We start from the raw sequence: 13,423 nt of genomic DNA on the forward strand, positions 1-13,423 counted from the left end.
CGTACCTAGCCTCACCCGCCCGGGCCCCGTGCCCGGGTCTTGCCTTGCCTTCCGGACCCCACATGCTTGCCACCGACGCCACCGCCGCCCTGCTGTCGCCCCAGCGACCAGGCAGCCTCCCTGACTTCCGCGATCCCCGCCACGCGCGCGCGCTGCTGAGCGACCTGTTCGACACGGCCGTGGCGTCCGTCAGCGCCGCCCACTGCCTGCCGCCGCACCTGCCATCGCCCCCCAAGGGCCGCACCGTGGTGATCGGCGCAGGCAAGGCTGCCGCCGCGATGGCGCAGGCCGTGGAGGCGCACTGGCAAGGCGAGCTGTCGGGGCTGGTGGTCACGCGCTACGGCCATGGCGCCGACTGCCGGCGCATCGAGGTCGTGGAAGCCGCCCACCCGGTACCCGACGCCGCAGGCCAGCGCGCCGCCCAACGCATGGTGGAAGCCGTGCGGGGACTGACCGCCGATGACCTCGTGCTTTGCTTGATTTCCGGCGGCGGCTCCGCGCTGCTGGCGGCACCGGCCCCGGGCCTGACACTGGAAGACAAGCAGGCGGTCAACAAGGCGCTGCTGCGCAGCGGCGCGAACATCGGCGAGATGAATTGCGTGCGCAAGCATCTCTCGGCGCTCAAGGGCGGCCGGCTGGCGCTGGCCTGCGCGCCGGCGCGCGTCGAGACCCTGCTGATTTCCGATATTCCCGGCGATGACCCGACCCTGATCGCGAGCGGCCCCACGCTGCCGGACGCCACCACCTGCGCCGACGCGCTCGCGGTCATCGCCAAATACCAGATCGAGGTGCCCGCCAACGTGCGCCGGCACTTGGAGAGCGGCGCCGGCGAGACGCCCAAGCCCGGCGATGCGCGCTTTGCCGGTCACCGCAGCGTCACGCTGGCCAGCGCGGAGCAGTCGCTCGAAGCCGCCGCGGCCCGGGCGCGCGAACTGGGCCTGACCGCGCACATTCTGTCCGACTGCATCGAGGGCGAGGCGCGCGACGTGGCCGAAGTGCACGCCGCCATCGCCCGGCAGGTCGCCACGCGCGGCCAGCCATTCCAGAAGCCGTGCGTGATCCTGTCCGGCGGCGAAACCACCGTCACCGTGCGCGGCGACGGGCGCGGCGGGCGCAATGCCGAATTCCTGCTGGCGCTGGCCGTGGCGCTCGACGGCCTGCCCGGCGTGCACGCCATCGCCGGGGACACGGACGGCATCGACGGCTCCGAAGACAACGCCGGCGCCCTGCTCGGCCCGGACACGCTGACGCGGGCCGGCGCCCGTGGCCAGTCCGCCCGCGCCCACCTCGACAACAACGACGGCTACGGGTTCTTCGCCGGCCTCGACGACCTCGTCGTGACCGGCCCCACCCGTACCAACGTCAACGATTTCCGCGCGATCCTGATCGTCTGATCCCGGATCGCGCCGCCCCACAAGACGCACAAGAGCCCCACGGAAACAGGAAGGAGACATCATGAGACGCCAGCGCAAAGCCAAGATCGTTGCCACGCTCGGACCCGCCAGCTCGGACATCGCGGTCATCCGCCAATTGTTCGATGCCGGCGCAGACGTGTTCCGGCTGAACTTCAGCCACGGCACGCACGAGGACCATCGCGCGCGCTACGACGCCGTGCGCCAGGTGGAGGCCGAGACCGGCCGCCCCATCGCCGTCCTGGCCGACCTGCAGGGCCCGAAGCTGCGCATCGGCCCCTTCGCGGTGGGCAAGGTGGCGGTCAAGGCCGGCGACACCTTCGTGCTGGACAGCGACCCCACGCCCGGCGATGCCACGCGCGTCTACCTGCCGCACCCGGAGCTGTTCCGCGCGGCCAGTGCCGGGCAGTCCCTGCTGATCGATGACGGCAAGGTGCGCCTGAACATCGTGGCCGTGGCGAGCGGCAGCATCACCACGCGCGTGGCCAACAACGGCACGCTGTCTGACCGCAAGGGCGTAAACGTGCCGGACGCGGTGATCCCCATCCCCGCGCTGACCGAGAAGGACCGCCGCGACCTGGCCTTCGCGCTGGAGCTGGGCGCGGACTGGATCGCGCTGTCCTTCGTGCAGCGGCCCTCGGACATCGCCGAGGCGCGCGAGATCATCGGCACGCGCGCAGGCGTGCTGTCGAAGATCGAGAAGCCGGCGGCTTTGCAGCAGCTGGAAGAGATCGTGCGCGTGTCCGACGCGGTGATGGTGGCGCGCGGCGACCTCGGCGTGGAACTGCCGCCCGAGCGCGTGCCCGGCGTGCAGAAGCGCATCCTGCGCATCTGCCGCCAGCTCGGCAAACCCATCGTCATCGCCACGCAGATGCTGGAATCGATGATCGACTCGCCGGTGCCCACGCGCGCGGAGGCCTCCGACGTGGCCAGCGCCATCTACGACGGCGCCGATGCCGTGATGCTGTCCGCCGAATCGGCCAACGGCCGGCATCCGGTACCGGCGGTATCGATGATGGACCGCATCATCACCGAGGTGGAGCAGGACCCGCTGTACCGCAATATGATCGATGCGCAGCACGAGGCGCCGCTCTCCACGCGCCAGGATGCGATCTGCGCGGCGCTGCGCGAGGTCACGCAGATCATCGGCGCGGTGGCCACGGTGACGTACACGTCGTCCGGCGCCACAGCGCTGCGTGCCGCGCGCGAGCGGCCGTGCGCGCCCATCGTCAGCATCACGCCGAATCTTGAGATTGCGCGGCGGCTGGCCATGGCCTGGGGGATCCATTCGACGGTCAGCCCGGATGTGCAGAGCGTGGACGAGATGGTGGAAGCCGCCTCCCGCGCGGCCCTGGTGGAAGGCTACGCGGCGCCGGGCGACCAGATCACCATTGCGGCCGGCATGCCGTTCGGCCAGGGCGGCACGACCAACCTGCTGCGCGTGGCCGAAGTCGGCACCGAAGTGGCGGGCAGCCTGGACGCGGACCTCGGCATCGGCGGCGCGCTGCGCCAGCCGGCGGCGGTCTGAGGGCCCGCTGAGGGCCACTAAGGGATGTACCTGACGGTGGATGGCTGACATCTACCGTCGGGCGCCATTGCTATACTGCTCCGACATATGGCGGCCCCACGTGGCCGCCGATCTACAAGCTATGACGGAGCCCTCATGCGTCTCGACGACGAAGCCGAAAGCCAGAATGTGGAAGACCGCCGTGGCGGCGGATTTGGCGGCGGCGGCTTCCCCATCGGCGGCAAATCGATCGGTATCGGCACCATCGTTATCGCGCTGGCCGCCTCGTATTTCTTTGGGGTCGATCCGTCGGTGATTTTCCAGGGCGCCTCGGTCATCCAGGGCCAGCCGCAGCAGGCGCCGCAGTCCCAGGCGCACCGCCCGCCGGCCACCGACCAGCTCACCGTGTTCACGCGCAAGGTGCTCGGCAATACCGAGCGGACATGGGAGCACATCTTCGAAACCGACCTGAACCGCCGCTACGCGCCGCCCACGCTGGTGCTGTTCTCGGGCGCCACGCCCACGGCGTGCGGCACCGGTCAGTCGGCGATGGGGCCGTTCTACTGCCCGGGTGACCAGAAGGTCTACATCGACCTGGCCTTCTATGACGAGCTGCGCAAGCGCTTCGGCGCCAGCGGCGACTTCGCCCAGGCGTACGTGATTGCCCACGAGATTGGCCACCATGTGCAGAACCTGCTCGGGGTGTCCGCCAAGGTGGACGCCGCGCGCCGCCGCATGGGCGAGGCGCAGGCGAACCAGCTATCCGTGCGTCTGGAGCTACAGGCCGACTGCCTGGCCGGCGTCTGGGCCGCGACGGCGCAAAAGGCCAATCAGGCACTGCTGGAACCGGGCGATGTGGAGGAAGGACTGAAAGCCGCCGCCGCGATTGGTGACGACCGGCTGCAACGGCAAGCGCAGGGCTACGTGGTGCCGGAGGCGTTCACCCACGGCACGAGCGAACAACGTGTGCGCTGGCTCAGGCAGGGGCTGACCACGGGGGATATCCGCAAATGCGATACGTTTGCGGCGAAGAAGCTGTAAGCGGGGAAGCGGGAACGGCGGGAGCAAAAATCACCTKCCCAGGCGGAGAGAGAGAAGGAGGAGGTCGGCCGGGCAGGTGGGAGAGAAAACTGTCGCGGCCACCTAAGTGGCCGCGTTGTCCGTCAGGACGAGCTAGGTTCAGACGCGATAGTTGTAGCCGTACAAGTCGCCATTGCGCGAGTTGTCGACCGGCGTCGCGGAGATCTCTCCACTGAACGTGCGGCTGCCTTCGCTGAAGCTGTCGAACTTGCCTTGCCGGGTGCCTTCGCCGAACGGGTTGAACGGGCCTTGGCGGGCGCCATCCGTATAGGTGTCGAACGGGCCGGTTTTTGCACCGTCCGTGTAGACATCGAACCTGCCGGTGCGCAAGGCATCGGCATAGACGTCGAACTTACCAGCCTTGCTGGTGGCGGCCGGCGCGGCCATGGCCGCGGCTGACGCTGCGAATGCGGCGAACACAAGGGCGCCGCCAAGGATACGTTTGGCGTTCATCTGGGACTCCTTCAACTGATTCACTGCTTTTTTATGTAGACAGCTGAACTGCTGCCCGGATGAACAATCTGCGTTGCCATCTGAGCACGGAGTGAAGGTTAGTGGGTCGGCCGCCAACGAGAAATACCGCTGCGACGAATGGTGCGTTGCACGCCGTGAAACGCTGGACCTGCCGATGAACGGTGGCCGCGGGGGCGCGACTGGCGGGGTGCCAGCCGCGTTGACCGGTCAATCCAGGCGGATGACCGGGGGAATCAGCGCGAGATCAGAGCGTGAACTGGCCGCTGGCTTCGGGCTGGAAGGCCACTTCCAGCACGGTCACGCGTTGCTGGCGGCCGTCCGGCAGGCGGTAGTCCACGGTCTGGCCGGCGCGGGCGCCGAGCAGCGCCTGCCCCACCGGGGAGAGCACCGAGAGGCGGCCGCCGGCCAGGTCGGCATCGTCCGGATAGACCAGCGTCCAGTCGCGCGGCGCCGGCTCCCCTTCCAGTGCGCAGACCACGCGCGAGTTCATCGTCACCACGTCCTTGGGGATCGCGTCCGGCGGCACGATGGCCGCGCGGGTGAGCAGCGCGTCCAGCATTTCGTCGAGTTCGGCGGTGGCGGCGCGGCTGGCGATACCTTCCAGGCGCGTCACGTCCAGTTCGGTCAGGTACAGGGTGGGGGCGTTGCTGGAAACGCCGTTGGACTTGGCCATGGCAAAGGTCTCTCTCGCAAGGCGGCAGCCGAGCGCAGATTCAGGCGCGCGGCGGCCAGGGTGTCAGGAATTCAATGGCCGGCGCAATGGGGCGACGCCGGCAGGATGGAAACTGCGGTGACTCGGGCCCGGTTCGGCGCCGGGCCCGCTTGGTGGGGATCGGTCAGGCCGGGAACCGGGCGGGATCAAGCGGGGCGTTGATCCGGCGGTCGATGCTGCGCATGGCGATGCGCTTCACCCGCACGCACGCGCCCGCCGGCCGCTGGAAGCGGACCATGGCGAATGCGGTGAACGGCAGATGACGGGACATCGTGAGAATGATCTGAGATGCAGGGAAAACGAACGGCCATGCTAGCACAGCCGTCCGATGGCGCGGGCTGAGGGTGTACCCTATGCGCCGCATTGATACGCTCTTATGCAATGGAGCCCATCACATCAATGCCGTGGATGACATTCGCAGGCCGCCCCTTCGGCTGCCTGCTGGAGGTTCTGGAGAATGCCGCACTCGCTGGCCGGATGCGGGTTCGGGTTCTCGCAGGTATGCCGCAGCGCACGCAACTGCCCTTCCAGCGCTTCCAGCGCCACGCGTTGGGCGTGAATCTGGTCGATCTGGCGGTCGAGCAGCGTGTCGATATCGCCACACGCCAGCGACGGATTGCGCTGGAAATCCCGCAGCCGGCGCACATCGGACAGGCTCATCCCCAGCGAACGGCAATGGCGCACGAAGTTGAGCTGCACGAGATGCGGGTCGCCGTACCGGCGATAGCCGTTGTCTTCCCGCTGCGGGGCATCGAGCAACCCCTCGCGCTCGTAATAGCGGATGGTCTCGACGTCGCAACCGCTGTGGCGGGACAGTTCGCCGATACGCATGGTCTGGTTCTCCGGGTTCGGAAATCCCTGTAGCAATTACAGGGTTACGGAGGGAGTGTAGGCGATTTGCCGTCAGCTTGCTGCGGGGCAACGGCCGCCAGCCCCCTGCGGTAGAATCGACGCCAATGTCGTCCCCCTCGTCACACCGCTCCGTGCAACCGCTTCGGCTCCTGCTGATGATCGTGCTGCTTGCCTTCCTGCCGTTGCAGGCCTGGGCAGGCGTCAGCACGCCGGTGGCCCAGGTGGAGACGTCGATGCAGGCGGTGATGATTGCCGCCGACCCGGTGCTGGCCGATCAGGCCGACTTCGCCGCGCCGGCGGAGCCACGCCTGCCGATGCCGGCCGATAGCGCCGAGCCCTCGCCGCCGGGCGCCGACTTCGCCGAACAGCTGTTGCCCGCGCCGATGCCGCGTGTGGCCGCCCCCTCTGTGCGCGGCGCCTTGCCGCGCTATGCCGGCATCACGCTGCCGGACCCCCACCTTCCCCGCTTGCCGCGCCCGCCGCGCGGCTGATCCCCATTGCGCGCGTGGCCGCCACTGGCCGGCCGTGCGCGTTCCGTTTGTCGTGCGGCGCCCAGTCAGCGCCGTGAGCGCCTGCGGCTCGTCCGCGTCTTTATCCTTGCCCCACACACCATGAAACGTATTTTCCTGTTCCTGGCGACCAACATCGCCGTCATGCTCGTCCTCAGCGTCGCGGCCAGCCTGCTGGGCGTGAACCGCTACCTGACATCCAACGGCCTCAACCTCGGCATGCTGCTGGCGTTCGCCGCGCTGATGGGCTTCGGCGGCTCGTTCATCTCGCTGCTGATGTCCAAGACCATCGCCAAGTGGTCGGTCGGTGCCCAGATCATCACCCATCCGAGCACCAGCACCGAGCTGTGGCTGATGCAGACCGTCGAGAAACTCGCCACCCGGGCCGGCCTGCCGATGCCCGAAGTGGCGATCTATGACGGCGAGCCGAATGCCTTCGCCACGGGCGCGTCGAAAAAAAGCTCGCTGGTGGCGGTGTCCACCGGCCTGCTCCAGTCGATGTCCCACGACGAAGTGGAAGCCGTGCTGGCGCACGAGGTGGCCCACATCGCCAATGGCGACATGGTCACCCTGACGCTGATCCAGGGCGTGGTGAACACCTTCGTGATCTTCATGGCACGCGTGGTCGGCTACTTCGTGGATTCGTGGCTGCGCCGCAACGACGAGGAGTCGAGCGGCCCCGGCATCGGCTACATGATCACCGTGGTGATCTGCGAGCTGCTCTTCGGCATCCTGGCCAGCGTGATCGTGGCGTGGTTCTCGCGCCAGCGCGAGTTCCGTGCGGACGCAGGCGCGGCCGGCCTGATGGGCACGCCCACCCCGATGGTCTCGGCGCTGCGCCGCCTGGGCGGCCTCGATGCCGATGGCCTGCCGCAGAACATGCAGGCGATGGGGATCTCGGGCGGCCGCAAGTGGCTGGCGATGTTCTCGAGCCATCCGCCGATCGAACAGCGCATCGCGGCGCTGCAATCCAGCCGTTAATGGGATAAGGGCGCGGGTCGGCGGTCGCTAGGCCGCCGCGCCCCGTTCCGCCCGGAAGGCGGCCCGGTAGCGTTCGGGCGTGGTCTGCACATGCCGCAGGAAGGCCTGCCGCATGACGTCCGCGTTGGCGAAGCCGGTGGCGTGGGCGATGCTCTCCAGCCGGCGGTCGCTGGCCTCCAGCATCCGCCGCACCGCCTCCACCCGCAGCCGCTCCACGTAACGCGCCGGAGTCTCCCCCACCTGCTTGGCGAACACGCGCGCGAAGTTGCGCGGGCTCATCGCCACCCGCTCGGCCAGTACGGCTACCGAGAGGTCGCGGTCGAGGTGATCCGCCATCCATCCCTGCAAGGCCCGCAACTCCACGCTCTCGGCCGCCTGCGCGCGCAGCGAGGTGGAGAACTGCGCCTGGTTGCCCGGTCGACGCAGGAACAGGACGAGTTCGCGCGCCACTTCGAGCGACACCGCGTACCCGAGGTCTTCCTCCACCAGCGCCAGCGACAGGTCCATGCCCGCCGTCACGCCGGCCGAGGTGTAGTAGCGGCCCGCGCGAATCCAGATCGGGTCCGCATCGACGGTCAGCCGGGGGTAGCGCGTGGCCAGGCGGTCCGCGTGGCGCCAGTGCGTGGTCACGCGCGCTTCGTCCAGCAGCCCGGTGCGGGCGAGCACGAAGGCGCCGGTGCAGACCGCGCCGAGCCGCCGCACCCGGGGCGCCTGCTCGCGGATCCAGCCGATCAACCGCGCGTCGTCAGACGCCGCCGCGTGGCCGGAGCCGCCCGAGATCAGCAGGGTGTCGATGGGCTGGCCGATGGCGTCGGCGATCTGGTGGTACGGCGCGTCGGCCAGCATCCGCACGCCGCTTTCGGTGCGCACGATGGCGTCGTCGCTGACGCTGACCACGCGCACGTCGTAGAACGGCTCGGCCCGCCCGCACAGCTTGTTGGCCGCGCCGAACACGGCGGTCGGCCCGGTGACGTCAAGCTCCTGCGCCGGGTCCGGCGCCACGATCACCACCACGCGGGGCGATGCGGCGATGAGATGGAGGTCGGTGGGCATGGGAATCGAGCGATGGGAACGGATGAGGTGGCCCCGATCATACGCCGGGCCGCGTGCTGTCGATCAGGCCGGGGCCGCCATCGCCCCCACCCGCCGCGCATGCCGCTGCCAGCGCAGCGTGATGACCAGCGCGAGTGCCAGCGCCGGCAGCACGGCCACGTTCACAGCCTGCCAGCCCCAGTGATAGAGCACCTGCCCCGCCGCCAGCGTGGCCAGCGCCGTCAGCACGGCGGCGGAAAACTCGGCCGTCGCCTGGGTGCGCGCGCGCTCGGCGGTGCGGTAGCTGCCCGCCAGCAGTGTGGTGCCGCCCACGAACATGAAATTCCAGCCGATGCCGAGGCACAGCAGCGCGAGGTAGAAGGCCGGCAGCGCGGTCGAGCACAGTGCCACCACCGCCGCGAGCGCCGACAGCGCAATGCCGCTGGCCAGCATCGCCGGATTGCCGAAGCGTTGCAGCAGCCAGCCCGAGAAGAACGACGGCGCGTACATGCCGACCAGGTGCCATTCGATGATCTGCGCGCCCTGCGTGATCGTGTGCTGGCACGCCACGGCGGCAATCGGCGTGGCCGTCATCACGAACATCATCACCGCGTTGCCGATGCCGTTGTTGGCGAACGCGGCGAGGAAGATCGGCTGGCGCACGATCTCGCCGAGCGGGCGCGCGGGCAGGCCATCGCTGGCGGCGCTGCCGGCGGCCAGCGAGGCCGGCTCGCGGTAGGCGAAGGCCAGCACCAGCATGGTCAGCACGCCGAACACGGCGACCACCGCGTACGAGCCCGCGAACGGCAGCGGCTGCATCATGTCCGCGCTCCACGCGGCGATGGCCGGCCCGCAGACGGCGGCGACCACGCCACCGGTGAGCACGGCCGAGATGGCGCGCGGCTTGTCCGGCGCGGGCGCGGCATCGGCGGCGGCGAGCCGGTAGAAGCGCGCAAACGCCTGGAACACGCCGACCAGCGCCGTGCCGACGCAGAACAACACGAAGTGATGGGTATAGATCGCCCAGACCGAGACCACGCCGCCCAGCGCGCAGGCCAGCCCCCCGAGCGAGAACGCCAGCCGGCGGCCAAAGCGCTCGATCAGGAATGCGGCGGCGATGGCGGTCAGCGCCGAGGCCACGGTAATCAGCGCGAACGGCAAGGTGGCCAGCGCCTTGTCCGGCGCGAGCGTGTAGCCGACCAGCCCGGTCAGCGTCAGGTCAACGGACAGCGCGGCGGTGTATAGCGCCTGGCACAGCGCCAGCACGCGCGCCTGCCGCATGGCGGAGGTAGCCATCGGATTCTCCGGATAAGAGTGGGATGGCTACCAGCGTACGGGCGACGCGGGGCGGCTGACGGACAATGATCCGTCGAATTCTGCCAGGAAGCGGTGGGGCTCCGGCAGGCGCCTGCCCTCTCCCCCGGCCCCTCTCCCAGAGGGAGAGGGKAGCAAACCGAAGGGTCGTCTCCCTCGCCGATTGGCAAACCGAGCGGGGTCTCCATCGCCCGCTTGCGGGAGAGGGGCCGGGGGAGAGGGACAGCACCTCAATACGCGCCGTCAGTTGAACACGTCCTGCCGGTACCGCCCCTGCGCCACCAGCCCGGCGAACCAGTCGGACGCCTGCGTGGCGTCCATCCCGCCTACCTGCGTGCCGATGTCGATCAGCGTCTGGCGTACCGCCGGCGCCATGCGTCGGCCGTCGCCGCAGACGTAGACCGTGGCGCCGGCTTCGATCTGCGCCCAGACGGCGTCGCGCCGTTGCCAGAGCAGATCCTGCACATAGCGCGGCGCCTCCGGCACCACCGAATAGGCGACATGAACCTCGGCCACGCCCTGCCCGGCCCAGGCGGCGATCTCGTCGCCGTAGAGCCAGTCGTGCGAAGGATGGCGGCAGCCGAAGTAGAGTTGCACCGGCGCCACGGCCTGCCCCGCCGCGCGCTGCGCCGCCCGTTCCTCGATAAAGCCCCGGAACGGCGCGATGCCGGTGCCCGGGCCGATCAGCAGCATCGGCACGCGCGGGTCGGCCTCGGGCGCGAACGGCGGGTTCGGCGTGCGGATGGACGCCGCGACGCGCGCACCCGGCGCCAGCCCCTGCAACCACGTCGAGGCCACGCCCCGGAACTGCCCGCGCCCGGACAGCGCCGGCGCCCAGACCGTGCCGACCAGCAGCGTCGCCACGTCCGGCGACACCAGCGGCGACGAGGCAATCGAATAGAAACGCGGCCGCATCGGCACCACGCAACCGAGCAGGCCCTCCAGCGACAGCGTGATCGCCGGGTGCGCCACCAGCACGTCGAGCAGACCCAGCCGCCGCGCCGCCACCTGCGCCGCGTAGCCGCGCTCGGCATCGTCCGAGGCCAGCATTGCCAGCGCCTGCTGCGTGAACGGGCAGCGCGTGGCGCGCATCAGCCCGCGCAGCGTCTGCCGGGAAACCACGTCCTGCAATTCAACAAAGTGTGTCAGCAACTGCCGCAGCGGGAGCGGCTGGCCAATCGGCAGGCCCCGCCCGGTGCCTTGCGGCGCGGAGAGCGTGACCATGGCGTTCGCGTCGAGGTCGAGCCGTTCGCACAGCGCCTCCACCAGCGCGGCGCCGTTTTGCGGCCAGACGGCGAGGTGATCGCCGGTCTGGTAGGTCACGCCGGGCGGTAGTTGCAGGCGGATGTCGCGCGTGGAGGTGCGCGGCGCCTCAAGAGAGAAATCCCACAGGCCGCTCGGATCGTTCACAAGTTCGGTATTCGACAAGACCGTGCAGCCCTGCGTCCCGGCCGGCAGCGTCTCGGCGCGGATCGCCGCCAGACTGCGGACCTCCGCGACGATGCCGCCCGTGCCCGCCCCGCCCGGGTCCACGCCCTCGGCCTGCAAGGCCTGCCAGAGCTGGCCCAGCCAGCGTTCGGCGGACTGGTCGAAGTCGCCGTTGCCATCGGCTTCGCCGCGTTCCAGCAGCGGCACGGCGCCCGCCGATGTGAAGAAGTCGAACACGCGGCGCGGGAACGCCTGATACGTCGCCCATTGGGAATTGCCACAGCCGAGCAGCGCCAGCCGGAGGCCATCGGCGCGATAGCCGGCCGCCGCGTGGGCGTCCAGCATCGCCTCGAAGCGGCGGCCCGAGTCCGGCGCGCGGCCGTTGTAGGTAGCGGCGACGATCACCACGATGCCCGACGCCGGCAGCGCGCCGACGACGTCGTCGAGATCCTGCAGCTTCGCCGCGAAACCGGCGCCCACCGCCCCGGCGTGGATCTGCTCGGCCAGCTCGCGCGCGGTGCCCAGGCTCGACGCGCACAGCACGGTCAGCGCCTGCCCGTGGCCGCGTACCTCGGCCTGCGCGGCGGGCGTGGCCTCCGCCGCCACGGGCTGGGCCGCGATGCGCTCGTGCGGGCGGCGCCGCCGCGCGCGCAGCACGAGGTTGTCGGGCTTGATCGTCAGCGTTTCCTTGAGCTTGAACTGGTAGTCGTACGGATCGTGGAAGGCGAAGTGGCGCAGCATCAGCGCCAGCGCCAGCTTGGCCTCGGTCAGCGCGAACTGCCGGCCGATGCACGCGCGCTCGCCCTGCCCGAACGGCATGTAGGCGTGCGCCGGCAGCCGCGCCTCGTGCTCGGGCAGGAAACGGTCGATATCGAACCGCTCCGGGTGGGCCCACACCTGTGGGTCCCGGTGCAGCGCGGTCAGCACCACCGAAATGCGCCGATCCTTGCGCAGGTGGTAGCGCCCGCCGATCACCACATCGTCGAACGGCGCCACGGCGAACGCCGGCGCGGTCGGCCAGAGCCGCAGCGTCTCCTTGAGCACGCGGTCCAGCACGGGCATCCGGGCGAGATCGGCGTAGACCGGCGCGGCGTCGCCGGGCAGCACGGCGTCCACCTCCGCATAGGCCTGCGCCAGCACGCCGGGGTTGCGCAGCAGTTCGTAGAGCGCGAAGGTCAGCAGGCCGCTGGTGGTCTCGTGCCCGGCAATCAGGAAGGTGATGACCTGATTGCGGATGTTCGCGTCGTCCAGGCGTTGGTCGGTCTCGGGGTCGCGCGCCTCCAGCATCAGGTTCAGCAGGTCCATGCCGGCGGTGGGCGCGGCACGGCGCTGGCGGATCACATCGTCCACCAGGTTGCGCATATAGGCGATGTCCGCGGCGCACTGGCGGTGGGCGCGGCCCATGAAGCGGTCCTGGATCGGCAGCCGCGTGAGCTTGTTCATCGCCTCCTGCAGCGCGCCGACCATCGCCACGATGAACGGGTCTAGCCGTTCGCTGGAAAACGAGTCGAAGTCGTAGCCGAAACCGGACAGCGCGATGGTGTCCAGCGTGAGCCGGGTCATGTCGTCGGCCACGGCGATATCGGCGTCCGGGCCCTGACGGTCCCATTTGTCCACGAGGCGATTGGCCACGCGCAGCATCACGTCGAAATAGCCCTTCATCGCGCGCTGGCTGAACGCCGGCATCAGGATGCGGTGGGCGCAGCCCCAGTTCGGCTCGTCGCTGTGCGCGGTGAACAGGCCGTCGCCGGCCATGTCGCGCAGGTAGGAAAGCGGCGGGCCGATGATCTTGCGGAAGCGCGTGGCGTCGCACAGCTCGCTGGCCAGCGCCACGGACGACACGAACGGCACGCGCCGCCCCGCGAAGTCCAGCTCGAAGATGCCGTCATGGTGCCGGCTGCGCGCCAGCAGATGCTGCCCGACCTCGCCCTGCGTGATCTGGAACAGATTGCCGACGATGGGCCAGCCCGGGTCGCGCGGAATGGGCTGGAGGGCAACGGCGGGCTGGACGATGGACATGGGGGCGGGCCTGGGGGCGGGTCTTGACTGCCGTAGACAATCGCCGAGTTTCGGGGGCGAAGTCAACGCGCGGACACCGAGCATGCCCTCCAATTCCCGCCGC

12 protein-coding genes are annotated in these 13,423 nt (G+C 69.8%); 5 read left to right on the forward strand and 7 right to left on the reverse strand.

The window, feature by feature from the left end; all coding sequences use genetic code 11:
• The first annotated feature begins 62 nt into the window (after positions 1 to 62).
• The 3 genes from AC1EJR_RS17495 (at position 63) to ypfJ (ending at position 3,960) form a co-directional block, all read left to right on the forward strand.
• Positions 63 to 1,394 carry a glycerate kinase type-2 family protein gene (locus AC1EJR_RS17495; RefSeq protein ID WP_477113456.1) on the forward strand — a complete coding sequence of 444 codons (1,332 nt, stop codon included), beginning with the start codon at positions 63 to 65 and terminating at the stop codon, positions 1,392 to 1,394.
• Positions 1,395 to 1,455: 61 nt separating this feature from the next.
• Positions 1,456 to 2,940 (forward strand): pyruvate kinase, encoded by a 1,485-nt coding sequence (gene pyk, locus AC1EJR_RS17500; RefSeq protein ID WP_477113457.1) that lies wholly within the window; start codon positions 1,456 to 1,458, stop codon positions 2,938 to 2,940.
• A 135-nt stretch (positions 2,941 to 3,075) separates the two neighbouring features.
• Positions 3,076 to 3,960, forward strand: coding sequence for a KPN_02809 family neutral zinc metallopeptidase (gene ypfJ, locus AC1EJR_RS17505; RefSeq protein WP_092300232.1), 885 nt, complete (start codon positions 3,076 to 3,078; stop codon positions 3,958 to 3,960).
• A 138-nt stretch (positions 3,961 to 4,098) separates the two neighbouring features.
• Here the strand turns inward: ypfJ and AC1EJR_RS17510 are convergent, their stop codons facing one another.
• From AC1EJR_RS17510 to AC1EJR_RS17525, 4 genes are all read right to left on the reverse strand, one after another.
• Entirely contained in the window at positions 4,099 to 4,452 is a 354-nt protein-coding gene (locus AC1EJR_RS17510; RefSeq protein ID WP_092300235.1) for a hypothetical protein, read from the reverse strand.
• Positions 4,453 to 4,717: 265 nt separating this feature from the next.
• Complete coding sequence (gene rnk, locus AC1EJR_RS17515) at positions 4,718 to 5,146, reverse strand: nucleoside diphosphate kinase regulator (RefSeq protein WP_092300238.1); 429 nt, start codon at positions 5,144 to 5,146, stop codon at positions 4,718 to 4,720.
• A 163-nt stretch (positions 5,147 to 5,309) separates the two neighbouring features.
• Entirely contained in the window at positions 5,310 to 5,456 is a 147-nt protein-coding gene (locus tag AC1EJR_RS17520) for a hypothetical protein (RefSeq protein WP_477113458.1), read from the reverse strand.
• Positions 5,457 to 5,581: 125 nt separating this feature from the next.
• Positions 5,582 to 6,016, reverse strand: a complete 435-nt coding sequence (locus tag AC1EJR_RS17525) for a Cd(II)/Pb(II)-responsive transcriptional regulator (protein ID WP_092300241.1) — start codon at positions 6,014 to 6,016, stop codon at positions 5,582 to 5,584.
• Positions 6,017 to 6,192: 176 nt separating this feature from the next.
• On the opposite strand from AC1EJR_RS17525, the gene AC1EJR_RS17530 reads away from it, so the two are divergent.
• Entirely contained in the window at positions 6,193 to 6,528 is a 336-nt protein-coding gene (locus AC1EJR_RS17530; RefSeq protein ID WP_477113459.1) for a hypothetical protein, read from the forward strand.
• Between the two features lie 120 nt (positions 6,529 to 6,648).
• The gene (gene htpX, locus AC1EJR_RS17535; RefSeq protein ID WP_477113460.1) at positions 6,649 to 7,527 is read left to right on the forward strand and encodes a protease HtpX; all 879 of its coding nucleotides are present in this window, start codon (positions 6,649 to 6,651) and stop codon (positions 7,525 to 7,527) included.
• A gap of 27 nt (positions 7,528 to 7,554) precedes the next feature.
• Here htpX and AC1EJR_RS17540 read toward each other — a convergent pair whose 3' ends face one another.
• From AC1EJR_RS17540 to AC1EJR_RS17550, 3 genes are all read right to left on the reverse strand, one after another.
• Complete coding sequence (locus AC1EJR_RS17540) at positions 7,555 to 8,580, reverse strand: GlxA family transcriptional regulator (RefSeq protein ID WP_092300250.1); 1,026 nt, start codon at positions 8,578 to 8,580, stop codon at positions 7,555 to 7,557.
• 63 nt (positions 8,581 to 8,643) lie between these two features.
• Entirely contained in the window at positions 8,644 to 9,855 is a 1,212-nt protein-coding gene (locus AC1EJR_RS17545; protein WP_454757413.1) for an MFS transporter, read from the reverse strand.
• 261 nt (positions 9,856 to 10,116) lie between these two features.
• A complete protein-coding gene (locus tag AC1EJR_RS17550; protein WP_477113461.1) occupies positions 10,117 to 13,320 on the reverse strand; it encodes a bifunctional cytochrome P450/NADPH--P450 reductase in 3,204 nt (1,067 codons plus the stop codon).
• Between the last annotated feature and the right edge of the window lie 103 nt (positions 13,321 to 13,423).

It is taken from the genome of Cupriavidus sp. 05T42, assembly GCF_056396345.1.

Excerpts from the sequence above, each read along its gene's own strand:
- AC1EJR_RS17495 (WP_477113456.1), top strand. The coding sequence starts at position 63 with ATGCTTGCCACCGACGCCACCGCCGCCCTGCTGTCGCCCCAGCGACCA.
- pyk (WP_477113457.1), top strand. The coding sequence starts at position 1,456 with ATGAGACGCCAGCGCAAAGCCAAGATCGTTGCCACGCTCGGACCCGCC.
- ypfJ (WP_092300232.1), top strand. The coding sequence starts at position 3,076 with ATGCGTCTCGACGACGAAGCCGAAAGCCAGAATGTGGAAGACCGCCGT.
- AC1EJR_RS17510 (WP_092300235.1), bottom strand. The coding sequence starts at position 4,452 with ATGAACGCCAAACGTATCCTTGGCGGCGCCCTTGTGTTCGCCGCATTC.
- rnk (WP_092300238.1), bottom strand. The coding sequence starts at position 5,146 with ATGGCCAAGTCCAACGGCGTTTCCAGCAACGCCCCCACCCTGTACCTG.
- AC1EJR_RS17520 (WP_477113458.1), bottom strand. The coding sequence starts at position 5,456 with ATGTCCCGTCATCTGCCGTTCACCGCATTCGCCATGGTCCGCTTCCAG.
- AC1EJR_RS17525 (WP_092300241.1), bottom strand. The coding sequence starts at position 6,016 with ATGCGTATCGGCGAACTGTCCCGCCACAGCGGTTGCGACGTCGAGACC.
- AC1EJR_RS17530 (WP_477113459.1), top strand. The coding sequence starts at position 6,193 with ATGATCGTGCTGCTTGCCTTCCTGCCGTTGCAGGCCTGGGCAGGCGTC.
- htpX (WP_477113460.1), top strand. The coding sequence starts at position 6,649 with ATGAAACGTATTTTCCTGTTCCTGGCGACCAACATCGCCGTCATGCTC.
- AC1EJR_RS17540 (WP_092300250.1), bottom strand. The coding sequence starts at position 8,580 with ATGCCCACCGACCTCCATCTCATCGCCGCATCGCCCCGCGTGGTGGTG.
- AC1EJR_RS17545 (WP_454757413.1), bottom strand. The coding sequence starts at position 9,855 with ATGGCTACCTCCGCCATGCGGCAGGCGCGCGTGCTGGCGCTGTGCCAG.
- AC1EJR_RS17550 (WP_477113461.1), bottom strand. The coding sequence starts at position 13,320 with ATGTCCATCGTCCAGCCCGCCGTTGCCCTCCAGCCCATTCCGCGCGAC.